We start from the raw sequence: 22,704 nt of genomic DNA, 5'->3' as shown, positions 1-22,704 counted from the left end.
ATGCAGCGGAACTGGTTTCTGGGCGATCTGCTTGATCAGTTGTTCGACCGCCCCGGCAAGAAGCGAGGCAAAGACGACAAGCGATCCATATCAGAGCTGTGTGAAGCACTCTTGTCTGCAGAAGGTGAAGTATCGGGTTTCGTGCTCGCATCCACGATATTGGATCGATACCAGACGTTGGACGACACGGAAAAACTGGACTTCTTCGCCTATTTGAATGACCAGCTTGAGTTGGACGCGGATCAGCTTTCTGAAACGGCGCGCCGCTATGCCAAAGATAGAAGCGTCGATCTTTTTAAAAGGCTTAGCGAGGCCGCCGAACCCCGACGGCAAGAATTGCTGCGCCGGCTGAATCAACCCTCCGGCGCGACGCAAGAGCTTGTGGCAATGCGCGTTAACCTGTTGCGTTTTCTCAAATCCAACCCCGAACTCAGGCGCACAGACATAGATTTCGTGCATTTGCTGCGAAGCTGGTTCAACCGGGGTTTTCTTGTCCTCAAACAAATCAGTTGGGATACACCAGCCCGCGTTCTGGACAAGATCGTGGCGTATGAGGCGGTCCATCAGATTAACGATCTAGACGATTTGCGGCGCAGGCTTTACCCGCCCGACCGTCGCTGTTTTGCGTTTTTTCATCCCTCAATGCCGGATGAGCCGCTGATTTTTGTCGAAGTTGCTTTGACGGCTGAAATTCCGAACGCGATTGATGTGCTTTTGTCCCAAGTCCGAGAACCGATCGAACCCGAACAGGCAAAAGTCGCAGCGTTCTACTCCATTTCAAACTGCCAGAAGGGTCTAACGGGCATCAGCTTTGGAAACCTGTTGATCAAACAGGTTGTGACGGAACTCTCGCGAGAGCTTCCGGGCCTCGATACATTTGTGACCTTGTCCCCAATACCGGGTATGAACCGGTGGGTGGCTGGCGAAACAGGGCACCCCGAGCATGGCCATGCCGCCAAAGCCGTACTTGCGGGAACAGCCTCTGCGCAGGACGTGCGGGCGATGGCCGCCCGATACCTGTTATTCGCCAAGCGCGAAGATGGGATGCCGCTGGATCCCGTGGCCCGCTTTCACTTGGGCAATGGCGCCGAGCTTCACGAGCTGCATGCCGAGGCCGACCTGTCGCAGAACGGACGATCCCAATCTGGTGGCGCAATGGTCAACTACCTCTACGATTTGAAAAAGACAGAGCGCCACCACGAAGAATTTGCGGCACATGCCACAATCGAAGCCTCGCGTTCCGTGCGCGCGGCTTCAACCGCAGCACTTGCGGCCAGACCAGAGGAAAATACGGCGTGACCAACACTCTCTACGACAGCTTGTTTTCCCACCACGCGGGAAACAATGCTCCGTTCCTGCAACTCGATGACGGACAGGTAGTGTCATATGACGCGTTTCTGAAACGCGCCGCACGGATCGCGCATGTTTTGCGGACCAGCGGAGTTTCCCCAGGAGACCGCATCGTTGTGCAGGCCCGAAAGCTAGCTGATACACTGGCGCTATACGCTGCTGCGGTTCAGGCGGGCGCAGTCTACCTGCCGCTTAATACCGCCTACACGTTGGCAGAGTTGGACTATTTCATCGCCGATGCCCAACCTGCCATGATCGTCAGCGACAGCACCAACGAAACTGAGATCGGAAAACTGGCGACCCGCTTTGGCGCAAAGCTGCTGACCCTCGGCGGCGACACTTCGAGTCTGAGCCGCGAGGCTGACGCACAACCCCACGAGTTTGAAACCGTGGATCGCGCCCCGGACGACCTTGCAGCCCTGCTTTACACGTCGGGAACCACTGGTCGTTCTAAGGGCGCAATGCTGAGCCATCAGAACCTTTTGTCTAATGCCCAAACTCTCGTGGATTTGTGGGGCATCACAAGCGACGACCGCTTGATTCACGCGCTGCCGATCTTTCACACGCACGGACTTTTCGTAGCGATGAATACGTCGCTGCTCGCCGGTGCCAAAGTTCGGCTGATGGAAAAGTTCGACGTAAGCGCGATCGTGGAGGAAATGCCCAAGTCGACCCTTTTAATGGGTGTCCCAACTTTCTACACCAGATTGCTGGAAGTTGACGGTTTCACCAAACAGATCACTCGGGGCATGCGCCTGTTCATTTCCGGTTCAGCCCCATTGCTGGCAGAAACCCATCAGGCGTTTGAAGTGCGCACAGGCCACCGCATCCTCGAGCGCTATGGCATGACCGAAACGAACATGAACACCTCGAACCCCTATGATGGCGAACGCCGCGCGGGAACCGTTGGCATGGCTCTGCCCGGCACCGAGGTGATTGTGACTAACCCCGAAACCGGAGAACCATTGCCCCAGGGCGAGGTGGGAATGATCGAAGTGCGCGGACCCAATGTTTTTAAAGGATATTGGCAGATGCCCGAAAAAACCGCCGAGGAGCTTCGAGAGAATGAGTTTTTCATCACCGGAGATCTGGGCCGGTACAGCGAAGATGGCTACCTGTCGATTGTGGGTCGGTCGAAGGATCTGATCATCACCGGCGGGTACAATGTCTACCCCAAGGAAATTGAAGACGTCCTGAACGACATCGATGGCGTTTTGGAATCAGCCGTTTTCGGAATCCCCGATAGAGACTTCGGCGAAGCGATCATAGCCACTCTGGTTGCTGAGCCCGGATCACAGCTTCAGGTGGAACAGATCGAGTCGATCATCAGAAACAAGCTGTCGCGATTCAAACATCCTCGCCGCTACGAACTCGTCCAGGAGCTGCCGCGAAACACTATGGGAAAAGTTCAAAAGAACGCGCTGCGCGAACGGTACGCGAACAAGGAACGGTCACCGGCGTTATCTTAGGAAGCCCAGCCAGACGCTCAATCAAATCAAGACCTTCAGATCGGATACTACCCACCCTTCAAACTGCCAAACTCATCAGGAGATCCACAATGACTCGCATGACGGCAAAAGACTTCGACCAGGAACTTCTGGACCTGTATGACTTTTACGCGCACGGCAAGATCACCAAGCGCCAATTCCTGGACCGCGCAGGCAAGTTCGCGGTCGGCGGCGTGACAGCGGTCGCGCTGCTGAACATGCTCAGCCCGAACTACGCGATGGCTCAGCAAGTGTCGTTCAACGATCCCGATATCCACGCGGACTACATCACCTATGCTTCACCGAATGGAACCGGTGATGTTCGCGGATACCTTGTCCGACCTGCTGGCGTTGAAGAGCCCCTGCCCGGGGTGCTGGTGATCCACGAAAACCGCGGTTTGAATCCTTACATCGAGGATGTGGCGCGCAGGTTGGCAAAAGCCGGATTTATGGCGTTGGCCCCCGACGGTCTGACATCGGTTGGCGGCTACCCGGGCAACGACGCCGATGGGCGCGAGTTGCAAAAGACAGTGGACCGTGTCGAGTTGATGAACGATTTCTTCAATGGGTTTGAATACCTGTTGAACCGAGATGATTGTACTGGAAAGGTCGGTGCTGTGGGTTTCTGCTACGGCGGCGGTGTGGTCAGCGCAATTGCCGTGGCCTACCCCGAATTGGCCGCGGGCGTGCCATTCTATGGTCGCCAGCCAGCAGTTGAGGATGTAGCCAAAATTCAGGCACCGTTGCTGATTCAGATGGGAGAGCTTGATGAGCGCATCAACGCAGGTTGGCCGGATTTTGAAGCCGCTCTGCAATCCAACGGAAAGGTATACGAAGCCTACATCTACGAAAATGCCAACCACGGTTTCCATAACGACAGTACGCCTCGTTATGACGAGGAAATGGCAAACCTAGCCTGGGACCGCACAATTGATTGGTTCAACACCTATCTGAAGTAATTGGTACAAGCTACCAAGCCAGTCATGCGTTGATATCTTTTCGTTAAATCCTCGGCCCATCTTGGCCAAGACCTTAGAAGCTACAGTAACTTGAACTTCGCAGTTAGAGGTTCTGCGACAAGGTCTTGGTCCGCTATCCCTACTATTGGATGTTTTTATAGAGTCGAAAGGATGGGAGGATATTGCCGAAGCGATTTTAGTTGAAGCGATCCATCGTTAAGTGTTCAGATCATCTGCGGGTTAAACGCAAAATCACTTTAATGCTGCTGATATCAGCCACTGATAGCGTGTTCGGAGAAAGGCTGCTCGGAGACCGAAATGACCAATGCTGCATTTACCGACCAATGCCATACTTTTGATCTAGGAACCCCGTCAGTTCTCTTCAAATTTCAGCTAGACTTTTAATCACTCACAGCGAATGGGATCGGATTAACTTGGACTACTGCGATCGTTTTTATTCTTAGCTAGCTGTTCATTTGGTTTTCTTCGAAAGCCCGAAACCGCCGCGCGAGATAATCCACAAACGCGCGGGTTTTTGGTGCCAGATTCCGCCTTTCGGCGAACATTACGACAATATCTGTGCTGGGTGGTGCATACTCCGGCATGACGTGGACAAGTTTGCCGGAGCGAAATTTCCTGTTTGCCATATAGCAGGGCAAACGTGCGATCCCGATACCAGCCAGAGCGGCTCGAAAGACGACATCGGTACTGTTCCCCTCAAAGCTACCCGTTGCTTCAAATTTTTCGCCTGCGTTCGGTTCGATGCTGTTCCAAGCGTTCCGTTGGCTTCTCCCAGCAACTCTCAAGCAATTGTGCTCAGCCAATTCGGCAAAATTCGACGGTGTTCCACAACGCTCAAGGTATTCAGGTGAGGCACATAGTACCCTTCGACTCTGCATAATGCGCCTAATGACCAAATCTGGATTCTTGCGTTGTTCTGCAAAGCAGATCGCCGCATCGAACCCTTCACTCCGAAGATCAATTTCTCGGTCGGTCAGATCCAAAGATATTTGAACCTCAGGGTTCTCTTTCATGAACTCTGGCAAGGCAGGAATCAGTTGGGACTTACCGAATGCAACAGTGGATGCGATCCTGAGTTCTCCGCGTGGGACACCGTCAAAGCTGTGGATCATCGCCTTGGCTTCGTTGAATTTATCAGCCATTGCTTTGCATTTTTCATAGAAATCTTGACCTTCTCGCGTCGGAGAAACACCCGTTCTGGTGCGATTAAGAAGGCGGTAGTGCACCTGATCTTCAAGTAATCCGATTTGCTTACTTACTGCCGATGGGGTCTGCCCCATTGATCTTGCAGCCGCAGAGATACTGCCCTGCTCGACAACCGTCGCAAAGATTAGCATTTGCGCAGAAATGTCCATGTCATGACCTTTGCTGTTCCAATATGGCATGGGGCCTTTGCCAAATTGTCGAATTGTGAGCGCTACCAAATACCCTTATCTCTGCATTGCAGCATAGATACTGCATTGCAGCAATAGACGAGGCAATATCATGGCAATTACTCGATCAAACAGCGGGCTGGATGTCGTTTTCGAAGCTGGCCGCACGTTCTTTCATCGAAAGCTGGATGCAATGCGAAAGGCACAGGCCAAACGCAGGGTTTATCGCGCAACGTATTATGAGCTCTCGGTGCTATCTGACCGTGACTTAATAGATCTGGGCATTCCGCGCAGTAGCATCAAAAGACTTGCTATGGAGGCTGCATATGGCTGCTAACACCCAAACGGCTGGTACAGATCGTGGTCACGCCATTGCCCTATCAATCAGCTTCTTGGCGTGGATTAGACCCACGGCAAAAGCTGCCTTGAAGGCACTGAAAATGGCCCGGATGCTCTCTGCGCTTTCAAATATGAGCGATTACCAACTCTCCCAAATCGGAATTTCGCGATCTGAGATCCCGGAATATGCCGGAAAATTGATGGCTGACGAATAGGTAAGCGAGCCCTCAGGTCCAAAAGCTTACACGAAAAATGCTGGTTCTCGCTCCTCCCAGAGTAAGCCAGCATGAGCGGTGGCGAAAAAACCAACAGGGAGCGCCAACGCACGGGCCAGCATTTTCAACTCCTCCCGAAAGTGCTGGCCCAAACCAACCTGACAAGCAGCAGTTGAGCCTCCCCAACTGAACTGGTCCACCGTTATGTTTAGGAAACGGAGGACTACGAATGGCAAACAAGCGACCGAGGCCCGAAGAGATTGTCTCGAAGTTACGGCAGGTTGAAGTTCTGATGGGGCAAGACATGTCCCGCTTCGATGCGATCAGACAGGTTGGCGTTGTTGAACAAACCTATTACCGCTGGCGAAAGAAGTACCGCGGAATGGGCGGAGATCAGTTGAAAGAACTGAAGCGGCTTCAGAAAGAGAACGAGCGGCTGAGACGCGCCTGCCGCGTGCTTGGACAACACCTGTCCATACAACCGCGTGTCCCACAAGGTCGCACAGGCGAATACAGGTTGGTCGCCGACATGATCGCGCTGACCCGTCAATACGGCCGATATGGCTATCGCAGGATCACTGCACTGCTGAGAGGGGCTGGATGGTCTGTCAGCGATGGGCGAATTGAACGACTTTGGCGACGAGAGGGGCTGCGACCGGCCAATCATGCTAACAGTAGACAACGATAACACCGAGCCGTATGCAGTCGTTTGTTCGCCGGCACGGCCGTACGCTCACAGGAAACTCAAATTTGTAAAACGATAGCCCAGAGCTGGTCAATCAGAGTGCTTAGAGGCTTGGATTTAGGTCAGTAGTGCTGATATATCTACCATAATGTAAATTATCAGGAGAACGTCGTTGTAGTGGCGCTCACTTGTTCCAATCTACTCTCCTATTGGAAACTAAATCGCTGCGGGTTTGCATTCCCCTAAGGCAGCTCTGTGGAACCAAACTCCAGTTCGCCGTCGCGCGAAGCTCTAATGACCGCTCTGCGCAGACAGCGGACTTTGCAAAGTCTTGGGTACAGATCGTAATAGAAGTCTCTTTTCTCAGAACTCTGGGCCTAAGCATCGCTGGTTGGGGATTAGAAGCGCGAACAACGGATTCAGTTTCAAGGTTCAAATCCATCTCAGCGGATCGCCTAGAGACTATTGATCTTCCCCGAGTTCAGAGCGGAGCGACCAGATAGAATGATGCGGCGCGAGTGACGCCAATTTATTTCCTACCAACCCGGCGCGGGCAGGGATTGGCTCAAGGCAGTTCCAGGAAGGGTCAAGATAGGCGCAGAATACAAATGGCTGAACAGAGTTCTGGACTGTGACATAGATGATCTTCGCCGAGGTTGGGTGTGGGTGGACTAGTAGTTGAAACGCAAACCCAAGCCGGCACCTTTATCGTAGGGGCGGTCGGAACCTATACCGATTAGGAAATCAGCATAAATTGCGATGCCAGGACTGAGGTTCTTGCCAATCTGGAACTCAGCGGTCGCTGGCCAAGCATCGTTCTCCCAGTCATATGGTGCTTTGATGTCAGCCTTGGCCCAGTACCCATCGCCAAACGGTTGTAGCGCAATCAACCGCATCGCGGTTTGGTTTATGTCCGTCGGGCCATTGTATGAAGCAAAATGCTGGAGCAGTGGGATCAGCGTCAGCCCTGATTTTGTGTTTGCAAAGGCGAACCCGCCAAAAGGCGCAATTTGATCGGACCCGGTTCCGATCCCTTTTTCCGGGTCGCCAAAGTCCAGAATCCACTCCAGACCAATGGCCGACTTGATGGCCCACGTTTCGTTGAGCGGTCTCTGAGAAGGGAAATAGATCGCTTTGAGGCTCAATTTCTCGAAGTCAGTGAACCGAGTTCCAGTCACATCCGTTGAGTTGTAGTGCAACTCATATTTCAGTTTCAGATCAGGCCGCAGCATGTATGCGCCATCTATAAAGGCGTCCTGCTTGTCAGCACCGTTGCCCAAATCAAAATACTGATACCGGATGTCCGTGTTATTAACTGCGGCCAAAGGGTTTGAAGCGTTTTCATCGGCGATTGCTGGGGCCGCAACAATGCCAGTCGCCAATGCAAGGACAAGCGCTTGGATTTTCATATTGTTTCCAGAATTTTTGTTGTGGATGCCAAGCCCCACATCAAGCATATCATTATCTGATGCGGGGCTTGCATTACTCTTATCAGCTTCACCCTTTAGTCGGGCTGAATGTCCCGCTTGGCGACAAAGGCATCCACCGCTGCGACGGTTTCAGGACGAAGGTTCACGATACCTTCATAGGGACGTCCAGTCGCGGCCGGTTGATCGGGGTACATTTCCTTAAATTTCAGGTGGCGGGCAATAATGCGGTTAAACTCATGTCCAGCCCATGCTCCGATCTCGGTCGATACGCTCTGTTCTTCGCGGGGGTCGCGGAACAGGTTGTAGAACTTGGCCACGATAGCATTTTCACCTTTGGCCGGAACTTTGAGTTTGATGTGTTCCTTTACCACCTCTTTCAGCGAATTGATCGAGTAGATCAGTACATGATCCCTGCGCCCATGCGTATCGCCAATAAACATCAGGGACGTCTGATCGACACCGTCAATGATCCGGTCGCGGGGGATGGCATCCATCGCTCCGCCGATACGCGCAATTGACGTGAACAAATCAGAGATATGAATAATGTCAGATACAATCGAGTCTCCCTCGATCAAGCCGGGCAGGCGGGCGAACGCATCCACCCGAACGCCTCCTTCAGACGTATCGGCCTTGCCGCCCCGGAAGACCAGCGGCGAAAACCCACTGCCGGGGGCATATTTGGTGAAGTGACCGTTGTCGCCCATCAAAACGATCAGGGTATTGTCCCTAAGCCCCAGCGCATCGACTTCGTTCAGAATGACCCCGATCCATTCATCCAGCTCTTCCATGCTTTCAACGAATGTACCGCCGTTGGGTGTCGTGAACGCCTCTCTCGTCGTGCGCGTTGTCGACAGAGGGACAAGCGGCCAGTATTGCAGGAAGAACGGTTCATCCCGTTCTGCTAGCAGGCGCAACTGTTCCATCGCCTGTGCCTGATAGCGGATGTTCATTTCATTATATTTGTCCTGGGTCCATTTCTCACCCGGTTCCATATGGACTTCGCGGACCTCCCCGCCAATAACAGCTTCGAGGCCGGTAATCATGTGTCCCGGATCAGGGCGAAACCAATCATCCAGCGTGTATTTGGAGTTGTAGTTGTCTTCCCCTATGGCCATGGTGATTTCTTCCTTGGCTGCATCTTCGTTGAAGATGGCCAACTGGCCCTGCTGATGGATGGGGAACGCGGCGTAGTCAAAGCCCTGATAAGTAGGCCAGGATTCCTGAATGTCGCCCATGTGCCATTTGCCAACATGCGAGGTGTTGTAGCCTACGGATTTCAGAACTTCGGCAATTGTGACTTCTTCATCGGCAAGGCCAAAACCTGAAATATCGACGGCGGTATCGCCCATCCCATTGCGATACGGCTGGCGACCCGTCATGAAGGCGACCCGCGACGGTGTGCAGGACGGCTCGGTATACATGCGCGCAAACCGCATGCTTTCCTCTGCGAGCGCGTTGATATTGGGCGTCGAATACCCGCGTATCGCGTTCATCTCGGGCATACCCATGTCGCCAAAACCCATATCGTCAATAAGGATGTAGAAGATGTTTGGAGGGTTCCCTCCGTTTTTCTCACGAAAATCGGCCAGCAGTTGGTCAACCTGTGCGTCGTTCTCGACCCAAACGGCTTCGTTTTGCTGCTTCAGGACATAGTATTCCGCATCATGCACGATATTGCTGTCCTGAGCTGCCGCCGTGATAGCGGAGCCGGTAAAGACCAGCGCTGAGAGGAACAGTTTTGATTTCATGAGATACCCCTGTTTCATGATTTACTTGTTTTCAGACCTTCAAGGATCAGATGATGGCAAAAGGTTGAAAGGGAGAGTTCGCTGTCTTCAGCCTGTGAGCGCAACAACTCTTTTTCGCTTTTGGTTAGCAGCGTTACGACGCGTTCGGTGCGCGCAGTATCGTCAGGCAACGATGGGCGTCCGAACCTCTTCCCTCTCGATTTGTCTGCTTTGTCTTGCAATTGTCCAAGCCTACATATTCGAATAACATTTCATGAAAACTACCTGCGGGGCGGAATGGACGACATCAAAAAACGATCAGCCCCCAAAAAAACTTGCGCCCCAAACACACTTTTTTTGCAGGACCCTTCGCAATTCCGCGAGCTGTCCCAATGGGATGTTGAGCTACGCCAAATTGAGGAGGGAACTATGAACTCTTCGGTATCCGTTTGGGCAGGTCTTGACCTTCAAATGATTGATTTGTCGTTTGATAAGGCTGTGTACCAAACTGGTGTTTCTCGCCCTGACATTCTAGCGTTTGGCTTACCAGACAAAGGGAGTGTACGGACTTGGCTTAACGGCTCACCCTCAGACACCGCTCTGATGAATTTTGGTAGCGGAGACCCTTTTGAAGGCGTGAGCAATTCAACGCTCACAGGCCTGACCTTTGGCATCAACATCCGAAGGGCTCAACGGATCGCCGACGATTGCGGTCTTGATATCAGCACCGTGCGAAATGACGCTTTAAGATCTTTCGTTAGCGACGCTGGAAAGCTTCATTCCTTAGTCAAAAACAAAGCGCGCTTTCTAATTGGATCAGCGGCCGGACCAAGCTCTGATAGTGAAGAGAGTGATATGATCTTTGAGCTTCTGGAAATGCTGGTGGTAGGCGAAGAATGGAGTGATCGGCGAAACAGTAAAAATAGAACCCGTTTAGCACAACAAGCCGTTGAGTTCATGCGGGCCCATTTGATGGATAACGTTTCAATCGGTGAAGTATGTGCAGATATTCAGGTATCTGCATGCACTCTTCGTCGCGCGTTTCAGGAAACATATGGGGTGAGCCCCAAGCAGTTTTATCTAAGAGCCCGTCTCGGTGCTGTGCGCCATGAACTGGTGTCCTGCTCGCCAGAGGAGAGTATATCGGACATCGCAAACGCTTACGGATTTTGGCACATGGGTCAGTTCGCGCGAGACTACAGAGCACTCTTTGGACAACTGCCGACACAAACGTTGTCAGGCAAAGTGAACTGAAACAGAGCTTGGCAACAGTCTTTGGCGCAAAGTTTGTGTTAAGCAATTGTAGTTGCGGAGCCACTGTCAGAGTTCAGTGGCTAGCGACGCTGAGACCTTGGCGGTACGCGGCCTAACTTGTCCGCAACACGAGAATTGCAAAGTCGGATTTTGTAGGTCCGCTTCGGGCTGCCTCCAGTCATAGGCACGGGAAGCAGCGAAGGTCGACTGAATTGAGCCCAAACCAGCAGATTGCTGCACCTACTTCGAATGTCCGCTTCCGGACTGCCGCCCAGGGTAAAGAAACAGACTATCTCGATAATGCGGCGAACGGCATCAAAGTCCACCTTACAAAGTGGCAACGCTATTGGAGTGCTTTAGTCAATACAGAGACCAGCGCGTTCGGATCTTCCTCCATGCGGGGGAGAAGTACTGTTCTCACGACGTCGTTCAATGCCCTATCCGCTTGGGCAGCGGCTGGGTCATCGTGATCGACGACGACTTCGAATGCTTCAGTGGCGGCTAAGACTGCGCCCGGCACATGCGCCACGCCCTGTAGCAATGCGCTAATGCCCAAATGTTCCACTTGGTTGCTATTGGTAGGGGGGCCGACGAACGCGGGATTGAACCCGTCAACTCCCCAAACCTGGCTCGCGGTTAGGCCTTCGCCCGTTGCATATTGATGGATGTGCGGCACACTAAAGTGGCCGATGTAGCCGTGGCTCCACAGGGGGCGGTGCGTTAAGGGATTGTACCTGCTTGTGCCTGATAACAGAGCTTGCCAGATCAACAGAGTGGCCTGTCCCTCTGTCTTGGCATGGCGTTCACGCTCTGCTCGCGCACTCTCTGGCAGCGTTTCGACATAGTTACGGGAAAGCGGCAGCAGCGCCAATGCGCCTTCCAATGCATTGGGCTTGCGCTCGAGAAAAGCCGCGTAAGCATCAGATAGAAGTGCGACGTGAATTGCTCCGGCATCTGATGCCATTGCTTCGGTGAGTGTGTATACAGTCCAGCCCGCCTCACGAAGCGCTGGCGTGCTCACATCCCAAAGCGTCGGCGGCAAGGCTTGACCGCGATCCGCGCTGACTGCCGACAATTCGCCTATGGCATCGGCATACGCGCTCAGTGTAGCTGCGTCGACCTTGTCGGCTTCCAGCCGAGCCAGGTGGTCATCGACGCCGAGATCGCTTAGCAGACCGGTCGGGTGAAGGCCGACTGCCAGAAGGCGTTGCTCCAACTCTGATGCGTTCAGGAGCGCCGGTTCAGGCGGTACTGCCTCCGCCAAGTCTCTGAGTGTTTCAATCCGTAAAAAAGGGCGAGATACAAGCCAGGTCGTGCCCGCCGCTATAAGAAGAGCAGCCGCTAGCCAGAGAAACGCTGACCGCTTCATAAAGTCTCCGACCCGCGCCACGTTTTTGCAAAAGACGGCAAGGGTCTTGTCCTATTCCTGCGCCAGATAATCTTCAAAACCCTTCACCGCGCCGTCAATGATCGTGCAGTTACCAGCTGCGCGCACTGTTGGGTCGTCCCAATACACATTCCAGAAAACGACGATACTTTGATCGTTCAAAATGCCCGGAAATACGGAAATCGCGGCGTTTGGCAGGTCAGCATATTTGGGTACATCCCACAAATAGTCGTGGCACAGTTGAAGCGCGTCAGTCGTTTGACGATCAAATGCATGGGCAGACGATGCAAAGCCAACCGCCAAAATCGTTGCTGTGATCAGGGCCTTCATTGGAGTCTCCATTTGCTTACGCAGTCTTCAATTCTCGACACTATGCAAGCTGCCGTCCGGCATCAAATACGGTAGCCTTAGATCCGAGACGCATGTGCTATCGATGCCTGCCCCGGGGTTTTCCAGAAACGCTTCACCAATATCGCGGGCGCATTGGCTGAAAACAAGGGCCCCGTGCCCTGTTTCCGGGAACAGGAACGACTGACTGTTGTGCAAAGTGTCTGCCGCTAGCCCACCCCAGGAAGATGCGGTCTGTGTGTCAATCTCACCAGACAGGACCAGTACCGCGATGTCGGAAAGCACGGGTTCAAGATAGTTGTCTCGAGGTATTGGTGTGAACTCACTGCAATCTGCAAATAGGCTCGGAATTTCAGCTAGAGCCGCTGTCATCAATGGACCGTAGCCCAACTCTGCTACCAAAGCGCCAAATCCCGCCGCTGAGTTGAAACCGTCCACAAAATCTTCCTGGCAAGCGTAGAGCAATAGCTCGAATTCACCCTCCATAATGGTTTGCAAAGCTGCGTTATCTGTTGCGATCAAGTTGAAAACGCGCTCGACATCTTCGGGGCCGAGCAAAGCGATCAATGAGGCCAACCGTCCTGCTGTCGCTTCATTGAAATGGGCGCGGACTAGGTCCAGCAACGCTCCAGCACGCGGCGTTTCAAACCGTAGGTTTAGATAGTCTTGCGCAAACGCCAAACGATCCGCTCGATCAGGCAACCCGGCCAGAGCATCTTCAAGAGCATCGTCAAAGAACTCTCCCAAGGAGGCCGGTTCTAGATCTCGGTCGCGATCCGCTTCAAGTTGCTCCAAAGCCGAGGACGCAGTGTCGGAAGCAATTTCCATTTGCGACATGGCGTTGATTGCAGCTTGCGCCAGAGCCTTTTCATCGGCGCTCAGGTCCAACGTACCCGCCAACAACGTTTCTGCGGAGGGCTGGGGTGGAAGGTCACCGTTGATGATTTGTGTGATGAGGTCGACCGTTCCGTCCTCAAGCTCTCTGACCAGTGCGGGCGCGTAAGTGGTGAAGCCCCGGATCGTTGGGTCGGACCAATCGTTTCTGCCGGAAAAAATGCTGAAAAGCATTTGCCCGGATATCTCGATCCCCGCAGCCTCCAATGGACGTGCCTCTAAGTCTTCAAGGAGGTTAAAATACCGCTGCGTTATATCGGGATACGCCTCCGCACAGACAGGATCCGCTTCACACGGTGCAAACGTATTAAAAATGGCCTCGGTGTGTGGGACGAACAGAGTGTCGTAAAGCGCGATTTGGGGTGGGGCGACGCTGTCTAAAACGACCGCACGCACACCCGCTGGCGCAGAGCGCATGACTTCTAGCGCGAGCTTGGTGCCATATGAAACGCCATAAATGTTGTACTCAGCGTAGCCAAGAGCCGACATAACAGCTCGCACATCTAAAGCATTTTGGGTCGTGTTGAACTGCGGAAGATCGAAGCCTCGTTCGGTCAATTCCGAAATGCAGTCGCGAACAAGTGCCGTCTCCAGCTGAGGTAGGTCAGCCCCGCCCAACTGATCGACGATTGGCTCCAGATTTTTTGCCAGAGTCCCGAAGCAATCCATATCCGGGGCACTTGCATCGACGCCGCGTTGATCGAACGCCACGACGTCCCTTCGCCCCCGCAAATGGTCAAAAAACAGACTGAGCGAGCGCACAGATTCAACTGAACCGCCGCCCGGTCCCCCGTGAAGGTAGACAACCGGGTCTGCCACGGGTGCCAGCGAATGAGCCTTGAAAACGATGAAGCTCAGGTCCAGGGTCCTGCTTTGAGCATCTCTGTGGTCCTCAGGTACTGCCACGATACCGCAGATTACAGTTTCTCCGTCAATCTCATCAGGGACCACGGGGCGCGAGCACGGAGTGATTTCGACCGGATAGCGCGTGTCGGCTCCACCCACGAATTGAGCTTCAAAAGCCGTCGGATCAGAAGGCTCTCCAAGCAAAGCAGACAGGACGGCAAATATTTGTTCGGGATTCATGGTCACACCACATGAGGCTGTTGATTTTTCTATAACCTTAGATCAGTGGACTGCATTTGCGAAGCGATTGAGAGTTGTCCTTCCGTCGCTTCAAATCCAAACACTACGGATTGAGAGGTTGTGTCAGAGCATCTTTGCAAAGGGCACCACCCTGTAGAATCCGCAGATCGAAAACTAAACAACCAACGACAGCTTTGTCAGCATCTCGGAAGTCACCTTGCTTGGAATTGAAGGTCTGCTTTGGGCTCAGAGCAGTCGTTCGCTTCACTTGGCATGAACGGCCACTTTGCGGACAAAGCCACCATTTGATCAATGACCGCTTTCCAGAAGTGCGCTTCGTTCGCGGGCTTAGCGTATTTGTTGGATCGTTTGAAAGCTGCGGGGGCCGTATCAGCCCATATCCGAAACGCCCGTGAGAAGCCTGTTGAGTCGGTATGGCCGAGTCTTTACGCTTTTCGCGGCGTTGAAGTCCCACGGAAAAACGCCGGATATCCGAAGCGAGCCAACGCCTGCAGTAAGTTGGGACTTGCGTCGTCGCTTATGAATCTTGGAGCGGTAATCTTTAGCTTAACGATCAGTCAGAGTTGCATATCTGATTGCGTTTCTTGAATTCATTCGGAGTCATCCCGGTCCATCGCTTGAAACTCCTGTGAAAACTGGGTTGGTCCAGAAGCCCAACACTTTCACCAATTTCTTTTATCGAAAGTTGGCTGTTTACAAGCAATGTCTTCGCTCGCTTCGCCCGACATCTTTCCAGTTCTGCTTTGAAGCTTGTACCATTGGCTCGGAAGGTGCGTTTCAAACGGTCGGGGCTTTGCGAATACAACTCGGCAAACCAGTTTAGGGTGGCAGGTTGCTTGTCGAGATGCAGTTCAAGCAAATCGCGGGTTTGCTGAAGAAAGTCGTCGGCGCCTGTGACGTTCTCCGGGAGATTCTGGCTTTGCCCACCCCCGGACCGAAGCAGCAACCAGTTCGCTGGAAACTCGATGCGAGCGCCCAAGCGATTGGTCTGGCGTACCGAAATCTCCTTTTTCTGCCAATCAGGTATGCAATCAGGTTTGCAAACCCAGAAATGTAGCTTTTTGGAATCCCAGTCGGGACCGCAGACGGATCGAACTAGTCGAACCATAAATCCCAGATAATAGCCGTCGACTTGGCCAGGTGGAGAAGATGGCTTGAATGTGCGTTTTGCATCTAACCTGGCGACATGACCGTCGGTCTCGAGATTGTAGGTCGCCATGGACGAAATCCTGCCCACGTCCACAACTAGCGATATCAAAAGGTCACCGAGCGACGCGCTTTGAGTTTCAAGGATCGACAGGTTGGGCAATGTCTTGAGAGCCGCATTCGCACCGACGTCAAACCCCAAATGCGGGTTACTCAATGCCTTCGCGAAATTGTCGATCAGATCGTACCAATGCTGCCCTGCCATGAACGCTTCGCCGCGCTGCACGTCCTTCAGACTGAGGCCGGATGGCTCAAGAAATTTGTCAACTTCAAGGCCATGGCTGAGGGCAAGGGACACAAAAGGTTGCGCCATCGAGCATTCAACAGTTGGGAGTTTCATTTGTCGACCCGAACACTCACAGTTTAATTTTTTCATTCGCATTTTCGAGCATTTTTTTATGCATTTCAACCACAATGCTAATGACAGTCTGAGCGCCACACGCAAAGATACAATCGTGCAGAGCAGTGCATTGCCACGAAGGAACTCCAAAATGTTCAAAAGTTTAACGGTCGCCACTTTTCTTTCAGCGGTCGCAACATATTCATTTGCTCAAGAGGAAAGCTTTCCGATCCTCTTCACCAACGTGCATGTCTTTGACGGCGTGAACGAAGAGCGGATCGAAAATGCCAATGTTCTGGTGGTTGACAACCTGATTGCCGAAGTTTCGACCGAGCCTCTGGCTGTAGCGAATGTCCAGATCATCGACGGCGGTGGGCGCACGTTGATGCCGGGTATGCATGACCAGCACGTGCATCTTACAGTATTCAATCCGCTCAGCGACGGGTTACGCCAGAATATCACGCCCTTTCATCTTGGCGGCGTCGCCACGATCCGGTCCCAGCGCATTCTCATGAACGGGTTCACAACCGTGCGCGACCTTGGAGGACCGGCCAAATCCATCGCCCGCATAATTGACACCGGAATGTTTCCGGGCCCACGTATCTATTCCTCGGAAGCGTTTATCACCCAGACATCCGGCCATGCTGATTTCCGCAAACTAAACGACCGGCATCCCACATTGTCGGGTCAGGGGCCGTCGCATTGGGTCGAAACGGACATGAGCTTTATCGCCGACGGACCTGAGCAAATCCGAATGGCTGTGCGTGAAAACCTGCGTCGCGGGGCAACCCAGATCAAGATCATGGTCAGCGGCGGGGTTACGTCAGAGTTCGATCCGCTGCACTCACTTCAGTATCAGGCTGACGAGATTCAGATGGCGGTCAAAACGGCCGCGCAGTGGGGCACCTATGTCACCTGCCATGTGTTCACCGAACAGGCGATCCGCAACTGCATCGACAATGGTGCCAAGACGATTGAACACATCCCGTTCCTAACCAAGGAGGCTGCCGAGATCATGGTCGAAAAGCAGATCATGTTCGCGACGGCGGTGGCCCCGGTCTACTCGGTGACCACCGAACAAGCGGAAGCCTTTTACACGCCAGCGTCCTTCGTGAAATGGAAAAGTGTGCGGGATGCTGCGGCCAATATGATCGAAGTGATCCAGACGACGCCGGGCATGATTGATCTCTACACACTGGGCACAGACCTTGTGAACAACTGGGATCAGACGCTTGAGCAGGACAAGAAGATGAACGACGAAATCGGATATCTGCACGAAGCGGGTTTCAGCGCATATGACATTCTGCGCATCGCAACGTCGAACGGCGCCCGCATGAACCAACTGACCGGCTTGAACAACCCGTATCAAGACGGCCCCCTCGGCGTGGTCGAGGAAGGTGCCTATGCCGATCTTCTGCTGGTCGATGGCAACCCGCTGGAGGACATCCTGCTGCTGGCCGAGCCGGACGCCAATCTGAAAATCATCATGAAAAACGGCGTGATTTACAAGAATACACTCGATTGAGTGTCGCGCGGGGTGAATTAACCTCGGCACCCCGCGCACCCCGATAGCGGAAGGGAAAGGAAGCCTATGAAATACCTCGGCAAATCTACAATGATGGCGAGCGCACTGGCTCTCACAACAAGCGCGGCTTTTGCACAAGAGGCCACAGGTGACATCCCCCCTGTTACACTCTTCAAGAATGTGATGGTTTTTGATGGAGTGAATGACGGACTCAAGGACGTCGACGTGCTCGTGGTAGGCAACAAGATTCACAAGATTGACGCTGACATTCCTGAGGGCGGGAAGTGGGAAGTCGATGTGCGCACCGGGGGATCCAAGCGGTTGCCTGATCCAGTCGGCGGCATCGACGGCTACTCCTTCACCGTTCAAACGGAACGCGGCATCGAGACCAAAGAAGTGGATGTGACCGTCATTGACGGAGACGGTCGTACGCTCATGCCTGGACTTATCGACAGCCATGTGCATGTGAACATGTACAAGAACGGGACTATCCCGGGGCTTCAGGACACCACATGGGAAGAGATTGGCGCACGTGCTGCCGCATTCGCGCAGGAAATGTTGGCGATGGGCTTTACAACGGTTCGCGATATGTGCGGCGCTCATGGTGGGCTGAGAGCGGTTATTGATGAAGGATCACTTCCCGGCCCAAGAATTTATTCCTCCGGCGCATGCCTTAGCCAAACGGGCGGACACGGCGACTGGGGTATCGCTGGTCAGCGCAAGAACGAGAGCAATCTTGAGCGACTGGAGATCACCAGATTGGTGGACGGGCCCGCCGAGGTGCTTCAGGGTGCGAGGAGGAATTTTGCTTTAGGGGCAAACTATCTCAAGATCATGGTCAGCGGTGGCGTGACATCGATCAAGGACCCGATATATCAGTCTGCTTTCACAAACGAAGAGATTTCTGCTGCAGTAGAGGTTGCAGGCGATATGGACTCATACGTCGCTATGCACGTATTTATGGACAGCGACCTGTCCCGTGCGCTCGATCTTGGTGTCAAAGTGGTAGACCACGGCCTGACCATTACCGAACCGACGATGCAGAAGCTGGTCGAAAAAGAGGCGTTCTTTTCGCCCAACCTGACTGCGCTTGCGCCCGAAGCTCTGGAACACCCGATGCATCAGGACCCGACTTTCCCGCCGACGGCGAAGTTTCTGTGGTTGCGGGAAAACAGCAAGCAGCTGATGGATCTTGTAAAAAAATACAAGCCGAAGATGGTGTTCGATTCCGATTACGTGCTTCTCACGGGTGTCCCTTATCGCCAGTCAATGGATTTTACGAAGGCGTTTGTCGCGCGTGAGTTTGGCAACCTCTGGGCATTGCAGATGATGACCTCAAATGGTGGCGAACTGGCGGCGCTGACCGGGCGAGGAAACCCTTACCCTGAAGGCAAGCTTGGTGTGATCGAAGAAGGCGCCTACGCCGACATTCTGATCGTAGACGGGAACCCACTTGAAGACATCTCGGCCATCGGCGCGGTGGACACATGGTTTGATGCGCCGCCACGCGGGCAGGATGTCCCAAGCATTCGAATGATCATGAAAGACGGCGTGATCTACAAGAACACGCTGGAGTGATAAGCAGAGGTTTTTTGTACTCTGCCTATGCCTGCGCCGGATCGCGCCTTTTTTGGCGCGAGCATCCAAACAGTAGCCTGTTTCGTCTCGCCGCAGGCTCAGCATTGAAAGGACGCACAATGAAACATCTTATGCTGGGCGCTCTTCTGGCGGGATACGCCACATTGGTCAATGCAGAAGACAGCCAAAACATGCGCACATTTCTCTTCATCGGCACGTCCAACAGTGCCGCGTGGGAAATGCAGATCGCAAATCCAGGTGATCGCGCAGCTAGCGTCAAAGGTGGAATTGAGGCGCTTGGCGGGGAGCTTCTCAGTTACTACTGGGGCCTCGGAAACGGGAAAAACTACATCACCGTTTCGCTACCTGACGATCCCACGTTCATTCAGGCGTTTTACGTCAGCCGTCTTGGGGATGGGCTGCTCGATGACTACCAGATGATCGAACTGATGAGCAGCGCGGACATGGCCGAAGCGTTGTCCCGCGTACCTGAGATCAAAGCGCAGGATGATCTGAAGTAACGGGTCGTGAAAAAGGAGATGAAAGCATGAAAAAGGTTACCAAACTTGCTCTTGCAGCGGTGGTTTTGAGCGGTCCGGTTTTTGCACAAGCACCGCCAAGCGAAGAGGAAATCGCCGCGCGTATCGAGAAACTTGTGGAAATGGCTGATCCCCGCGGGGATGAGGCGAGGCAGGGCGATTTGGCATATCGGGAGCGGTATGTCGACGCCCTAATGATCGATGCGCTTGCGGTCGGCTCGCCCGGGTTCGAGAGTATCGACTTCCTGCTCAAGGATTGGGAGAGCCTTGCCAATCATTACGAGGAGTATGGATACGCTGCGTTCAGCACAACGATATCCAACGGCTCCGAAGGTGCTCTCGCCGTTCTCGAACGGATTGATGTCATGAAGGCGTGGATTGACGAAAACTCTGACCGTTTCACGCTGGCGACGACAGTTCAGGATTTGATTGATGCCAAGGAGGCAGGCGTTGTTGCTGTGATGCTGAACTCGCAAAGCATGGATATGCTCGACGAGGATATCGCGAACGTTCAGCGCTATTGGGATCTCGGAATCCGCCAGATGAATTTTTCGTACAATCAAACCGGCCCCTATTCTGCTGGTATGGTCGACAATGACCCCTTGGCGAGTGACATGGGCGTTACCGAGCTGGGCGCAGCTGTGGTCGCCGAGATGAACCGTGTTGGCATGATCGTCGATTGCTCACACTCTTCATGGGAAACTTGCATAGAAGCAGCAGAGCTTACCACCAAGCCGATGATGATTTCGCATAGCAACTCGTACGCGTTGTACGAGAACCTTCGAAATGTATCGGATGAAGCAATCCGAGCCGTCGCTGCTACCGGTGGCGTTGTATGCGTGAATTTCCTTGGTGGCTTTCTGAATGGGCAAGTTCAGGCTACGCCGGAGGCCATTGCCAAGCATATCAACTACATCGGTCAACTTGTCGGAAAACAGGCAACCTGCTTCGGCGTCGATTATGTCGAGAACTATGCCGTCGCACTTGGTCCAATTATTGGGAATCCCGAAAAGTACCCGCCGGAACAGGGATATGGTCTGCCAACTCAGATGGCCCCGCCCGCCGACGCATGGGCGGTTTCCCGAGTTCTGGAGGAACAGCACGGTTGGAGCGAGAGCGAAATCCGCGGATTGATGGGTGGCAATCTGATGCGCCTTTATGAAGCGAATTGGGGAGAGTAGGTCGCTTTGAAAATATGCCGCGCACGGGCCGGTTGATTCGTGAATGACCCGCTGCCGCCCTAAACGAAGGACGAGTATGACCAAGAAGCACATCAAAATAGTTGCTTTCTTATTTGCCGGTGCCATCGCTTCGGGCGCGTCAGCCCAAGAAAACAGCACGGTACGGCAGTTGGAGGCGGCTGCCACCGCATCGCTTGGGGGGCCAGCGTCGGCTCAGGCGCAATTAGAGCAGGACAGGCTCCGGCGTCTTGAGGATTCCAGATTGCCGGGGCTGGATCGGTTTTTCGATCCCCTCGAACAGTCGCGCGAGGCTTTTGCCAAACGCACTGGGTTGAATTTGTCCTTCGACTACCAAGCGCTCTACCAGAAGTCTTCAGACAGCCTGAGTGGCACCGACGAGGCCGCTTCGGGGCAGGCGCGGATCATTGGCAACTGGGAATTGCTGAATCGTGGGACCGACAATGCAGGCAGTTTCGTCTTTATCCTCGAAAACCGTCATCGTTTGGGCACGGATATCGCGCCGGGCAGTCTCGCGGGCGAAATTGGGTATCTCGGTGTCACGGCAACGACATTCAGCGACACGGACTCTACACTGTCGGTCGCGTATTGGTCGCAGGCCCTGTCCGGGATCAACGGAGGCTTCGTGGCCGGTCGCATTGACCCCGGCGACTATTCCGATATCCTTGGCTACGTGAACCCGCGCACGACTTTTTCGAATTTTTCAATTCTGTTCAGTCCAGTCCTTCCCATTCCCGATCCTGGCTTTGGCGTTGCTGGCGGAGGTTACTTTACAGATCAGATCTATGCGCTTGGCTTGGTCAGCGATGCCAATGGATCATTGACGGATGTAGACTGGTTTCCCGGCGGTTCGGAGTTTTTCACCTACGGTGAGATCGGCTGGACGCCTGCCAGAGACCAGCGATACCTCACCAATGTTCATCTCGGTGTATTCCATGTGGATGACAGAGATGACGCTGGTGTGCCCAGCAGTCACGGAGCGATGCTGTCAGGCAATGTGACCCTTGACGAAAGCATTATGCTGTTCGGTCGCCTTGGCTGGTCCGACGGCGATGCCCCGATTGCCAGACGTGCGGTCAACGCCGGGGTCATGTGGCGCCCCGGGTTTTATGACGACTTGATCGGGTTTGGCGTGACGGTCGCCGACCCATCCGATCAAAACCTTGACACGCAAACCACCGTCGAAGCGTTTTATCGCTTAGATATTTCCGACAACCTCGCGCTTACGGCAGATGTCCAGTATCTGAACAATCCCGGCTTCACCGATGATGATCCTCTGGTGTTCGGGCTGAGGTTGAGATTCAACTTATAAGACAGAAAAAACACGAAACCTCATCCTCATACTTGGTATTCTGTAGGCCAGCTTCCGCTGATTAACCCGCCCGTCAAGTCAATGCAGAGTTGCAGGCTAATTATGATTGGAAGGCTTCTCTGACAAAGTTGAAAACTCCGTTTTCGAGAAGCTTGTCACAGTTTTAGCAACACAGGTTCGCGTTGAAAGCCGAATGTAGCGTAACTCCCTTTCGAAACCCGGTGCTCAAAACCACAACCGTAGCCCGAGTTCAGTGAGAGAGAGGGCAAAGCAGACGTTCGCAACCTATCCTCCAGCGGCAAGTTTGGGCTGCGAGCGGCCACCGATGCGAAAAGCGGCGAATGGCCGTACCGAGCCCAAAGCAGTCAATCGTTTGACTTTTTTGAGCATTTCACAAAACTCACCGTGTATCACAATTGGGTGTACTCT

19 protein-coding genes and 1 pseudogene are annotated in these 22,704 nt (G+C 53.5%); 12 read left to right on the top strand and 8 right to left on the bottom strand.

All coding sequences use genetic code 11. The annotated features are described in order from the left end of the window. The 3 genes from GOW31_RS19820 (at position 1) to yghX (ending at position 3,796) form a co-directional block, all read left to right on the top strand. Complete coding sequence (locus GOW31_RS19820) at positions 1-1,299, top strand: malonyl-CoA decarboxylase domain-containing protein (RefSeq protein WP_171172458.1); 1,299 nt, start codon at positions 1-3, stop codon at positions 1,297-1,299. Then, positions 1,296-2,819: a malonyl-CoA synthase gene (locus GOW31_RS19815; RefSeq protein WP_171172456.1), complete on the top strand. Its 1,524-nt coding sequence runs from the start codon at positions 1,296-1,298 to the stop codon at positions 2,817-2,819. Before GOW31_RS19820 ends, GOW31_RS19815 begins: the two co-directional genes overlap by 4 nt. Before the next feature lie 89 nt (positions 2,820-2,908). Beyond that, entirely contained in the window at positions 2,909-3,796 is an 888-nt protein-coding gene (yghX, locus tag GOW31_RS19810) for a YghX family hydrolase (protein ID WP_171172454.1), read from the top strand. A 464-nt stretch (positions 3,797-4,260) separates the two neighbouring features. On the opposite strand, the gene GOW31_RS19805 is transcribed toward yghX, so the two are convergent. After that, positions 4,261-5,172 carry a LysR family transcriptional regulator gene (locus GOW31_RS19805; RefSeq protein ID WP_171172452.1) on the bottom strand — a complete coding sequence of 304 codons (912 nt, stop codon included), beginning with the start codon at positions 5,170-5,172 and terminating at the stop codon, positions 4,261-4,263. A gap of 130 nt (positions 5,173-5,302) precedes the next feature. On the opposite strand from GOW31_RS19805, the gene GOW31_RS19800 reads away from it, so the two are divergent. The 3 genes and pseudogenes from GOW31_RS19800 to GOW31_RS19790 form a co-directional block, all read left to right on the top strand. Further along, positions 5,303-5,527, top strand: coding sequence for a DUF1127 domain-containing protein (locus GOW31_RS19800; RefSeq protein WP_253282546.1), 225 nt, complete (start codon positions 5,303-5,305; stop codon positions 5,525-5,527). Beyond that, positions 5,517-5,744, top strand: a complete 228-nt coding sequence (locus GOW31_RS19795) for a DUF1127 domain-containing protein (protein ID WP_171172450.1) — start codon at positions 5,517-5,519, stop codon at positions 5,742-5,744. Before GOW31_RS19800 ends, GOW31_RS19795 begins: the two co-directional genes overlap by 11 nt. A gap of 229 nt (positions 5,745-5,973) precedes the next feature. After that, positions 5,974-6,399: pseudogene (locus tag GOW31_RS19790) on the top strand (transposase); the annotation flags it as partial. A gap of 701 nt (positions 6,400-7,100) precedes the next feature. Here the strand turns inward: GOW31_RS19790 and GOW31_RS19785 are convergent. From GOW31_RS19785 to GOW31_RS19775, 3 genes are read right to left on the bottom strand one after another with little or no spacing between them, the layout of a single operon-like run. Beyond that, positions 7,101-7,886 (bottom strand): hypothetical protein, encoded by a 786-nt coding sequence (locus GOW31_RS19785; RefSeq protein WP_170592131.1) that lies wholly within the window; start codon positions 7,884-7,886, stop codon positions 7,101-7,103. A gap of 47 nt (positions 7,887-7,933) precedes the next feature. Continuing rightward, complete coding sequence (locus GOW31_RS19780) at positions 7,934-9,607, bottom strand: sulfatase-like hydrolase/transferase (protein WP_170477051.1); 1,674 nt, start codon at positions 9,605-9,607, stop codon at positions 7,934-7,936. A gap of 14 nt (positions 9,608-9,621) precedes the next feature. Then, positions 9,622-9,777, bottom strand: a complete 156-nt coding sequence (locus GOW31_RS19775; RefSeq protein WP_170380012.1) for a hypothetical protein — start codon at positions 9,775-9,777, stop codon at positions 9,622-9,624. A gap of 106 nt (positions 9,778-9,883) precedes the next feature. Between GOW31_RS19775 and GOW31_RS19770 the strand changes: the two genes are divergently transcribed. Next, on the top strand, positions 9,884-10,840 hold the full coding sequence (locus tag GOW31_RS19770; RefSeq protein ID WP_170624377.1) for an AraC family transcriptional regulator: 957 nt from the start codon (positions 9,884-9,886) through the stop codon (positions 10,838-10,840). Positions 10,841-11,183: 343 nt separating this feature from the next. Here GOW31_RS19770 and GOW31_RS19765 read toward each other — a convergent pair whose 3' ends face one another. The 4 genes from GOW31_RS19765 to GOW31_RS19750 all read right to left on the bottom strand — a co-directional run bounded on the left by GOW31_RS19765 (position 11,184) and on the right by GOW31_RS19750 (position 16,158). Then, the gene (locus GOW31_RS19765; protein WP_171172448.1) at positions 11,184-12,209 is read right to left on the bottom strand and encodes a hypothetical protein; all 1,026 of its coding nucleotides are present in this window, start codon (positions 12,207-12,209) and stop codon (positions 11,184-11,186) included. 51 nt (positions 12,210-12,260) lie between these two features. Continuing rightward, positions 12,261-12,557: a hypothetical protein gene (locus tag GOW31_RS19760; protein ID WP_170660744.1), complete on the bottom strand. Its 297-nt coding sequence runs from the start codon at positions 12,555-12,557 to the stop codon at positions 12,261-12,263. A 27-nt stretch (positions 12,558-12,584) separates the two neighbouring features. Then, positions 12,585-14,555 (bottom strand): alpha/beta hydrolase, encoded by a 1,971-nt coding sequence (locus tag GOW31_RS19755; protein ID WP_171116954.1) that lies wholly within the window; start codon positions 14,553-14,555, stop codon positions 12,585-12,587. Positions 14,556-15,129: 574 nt separating this feature from the next. Beyond that, positions 15,130-16,158, bottom strand: a complete 1,029-nt coding sequence (locus GOW31_RS19750) for an AraC family transcriptional regulator (protein WP_171172446.1) — start codon at positions 16,156-16,158, stop codon at positions 15,130-15,132. A 115-nt stretch (positions 16,159-16,273) separates the two neighbouring features. On the opposite strand from GOW31_RS19750, the gene GOW31_RS19745 reads away from it, so the two are divergent. From GOW31_RS19745 to GOW31_RS19725, 5 genes are all read left to right on the top strand, one after another. Further along, on the top strand, positions 16,274-17,647 hold the full coding sequence (locus tag GOW31_RS19745; RefSeq protein ID WP_170568146.1) for an amidohydrolase family protein: 1,374 nt from the start codon (positions 16,274-16,276) through the stop codon (positions 17,645-17,647). 66 nt (positions 17,648-17,713) lie between these two features. Next, the gene (locus tag GOW31_RS19740) at positions 17,714-19,225 is read left to right on the top strand and encodes an amidohydrolase family protein (RefSeq protein ID WP_170568147.1); all 1,512 of its coding nucleotides are present in this window, start codon (positions 17,714-17,716) and stop codon (positions 19,223-19,225) included. A gap of 119 nt (positions 19,226-19,344) precedes the next feature. Continuing rightward, entirely contained in the window at positions 19,345-19,746 is a 402-nt protein-coding gene (locus tag GOW31_RS19735) for a hypothetical protein (RefSeq protein WP_170568148.1), read from the top strand. Positions 19,747-19,772: 26 nt separating this feature from the next. Next, positions 19,773-20,945 carry a dipeptidase gene (locus tag GOW31_RS19730; RefSeq protein ID WP_170568149.1) on the top strand — a complete coding sequence of 391 codons (1,173 nt, stop codon included), beginning with the start codon at positions 19,773-19,775 and terminating at the stop codon, positions 20,943-20,945. Positions 20,946-21,021: 76 nt separating this feature from the next. Beyond that, on the top strand, positions 21,022-22,275 hold the full coding sequence (locus GOW31_RS19725) for a carbohydrate porin (RefSeq protein ID WP_170568150.1): 1,254 nt from the start codon (positions 21,022-21,024) through the stop codon (positions 22,273-22,275). Positions 22,276-22,704 lie beyond the last annotated feature (429 nt).

Source organism: Ruegeria sp. HKCCA0370 (genome assembly GCF_013033705.1).
Taxonomy (GTDB): Bacteria; Pseudomonadota; Alphaproteobacteria; order Rhodobacterales; family Rhodobacteraceae; genus Ruegeria.
Note: the sequence above shows the minus strand (reverse complement) of the source record. Positions and strands in the feature narration are given on the sequence as shown.

Bases quoted from the DNA above. Each gene is read 5' to 3' on its own strand.
- GOW31_RS19780 (WP_170477051.1), bottom strand. From the start codon at position 9,607: ATGAAATCAAAACTGTTCCTCTCAGCGCTGGTCTTTACCGGCTCCGCT.
- GOW31_RS19770 (WP_170624377.1), top strand. From the start codon at position 9,884: ATGGACGACATCAAAAAACGATCAGCCCCCAAAAAAACTTGCGCCCCA.
- GOW31_RS19805 (WP_171172452.1), bottom strand. From the start codon at position 5,172: ATGGACATTTCTGCGCAAATGCTAATCTTTGCGACGGTTGTCGAGCAG.
- GOW31_RS19760 (WP_170660744.1), bottom strand. From the start codon at position 12,557: ATGAAGGCCCTGATCACAGCAACGATTTTGGCGGTTGGCTTTGCATCG.
- GOW31_RS19765 (WP_171172448.1), bottom strand. From the start codon at position 12,209: ATGAAGCGGTCAGCGTTTCTCTGGCTAGCGGCTGCTCTTCTTATAGCG.
- GOW31_RS19740 (WP_170568147.1), top strand. From the start codon at position 17,714: ATGAAATACCTCGGCAAATCTACAATGATGGCGAGCGCACTGGCTCTC.
- GOW31_RS19800 (WP_253282546.1), top strand. From the start codon at position 5,303: ATGGCAATTACTCGATCAAACAGCGGGCTGGATGTCGTTTTCGAAGCT.
- GOW31_RS19725 (WP_170568150.1), top strand. From the start codon at position 21,022: ATGACCAAGAAGCACATCAAAATAGTTGCTTTCTTATTTGCCGGTGCC.
- GOW31_RS19730 (WP_170568149.1), top strand. From the start codon at position 19,773: ATGAAAAAGGTTACCAAACTTGCTCTTGCAGCGGTGGTTTTGAGCGGT.
- GOW31_RS19820 (WP_171172458.1), top strand. From the start codon at position 1: ATGCAGCGGAACTGGTTTCTGGGCGATCTGCTTGATCAGTTGTTCGAC.
- GOW31_RS19735 (WP_170568148.1), top strand. From the start codon at position 19,345: ATGAAACATCTTATGCTGGGCGCTCTTCTGGCGGGATACGCCACATTG.
- GOW31_RS19750 (WP_171172446.1), bottom strand. From the start codon at position 16,158: ATGAAAAAATTAAACTGTGAGTGTTCGGGTCGACAAATGAAACTCCCA.
- GOW31_RS19795 (WP_171172450.1), top strand. From the start codon at position 5,517: ATGGCTGCTAACACCCAAACGGCTGGTACAGATCGTGGTCACGCCATT.
- yghX (WP_171172454.1), top strand. From the start codon at position 2,909: ATGACTCGCATGACGGCAAAAGACTTCGACCAGGAACTTCTGGACCTG.
- GOW31_RS19755 (WP_171116954.1), bottom strand. From the start codon at position 14,555: ATGAATCCCGAACAAATATTTGCCGTCCTGTCTGCTTTGCTTGGAGAG.
- GOW31_RS19785 (WP_170592131.1), bottom strand. From the start codon at position 7,886: ATGCTTGATGTGGGGCTTGGCATCCACAACAAAAATTCTGGAAACAAT.
- GOW31_RS19745 (WP_170568146.1), top strand. From the start codon at position 16,274: ATGTTCAAAAGTTTAACGGTCGCCACTTTTCTTTCAGCGGTCGCAACA.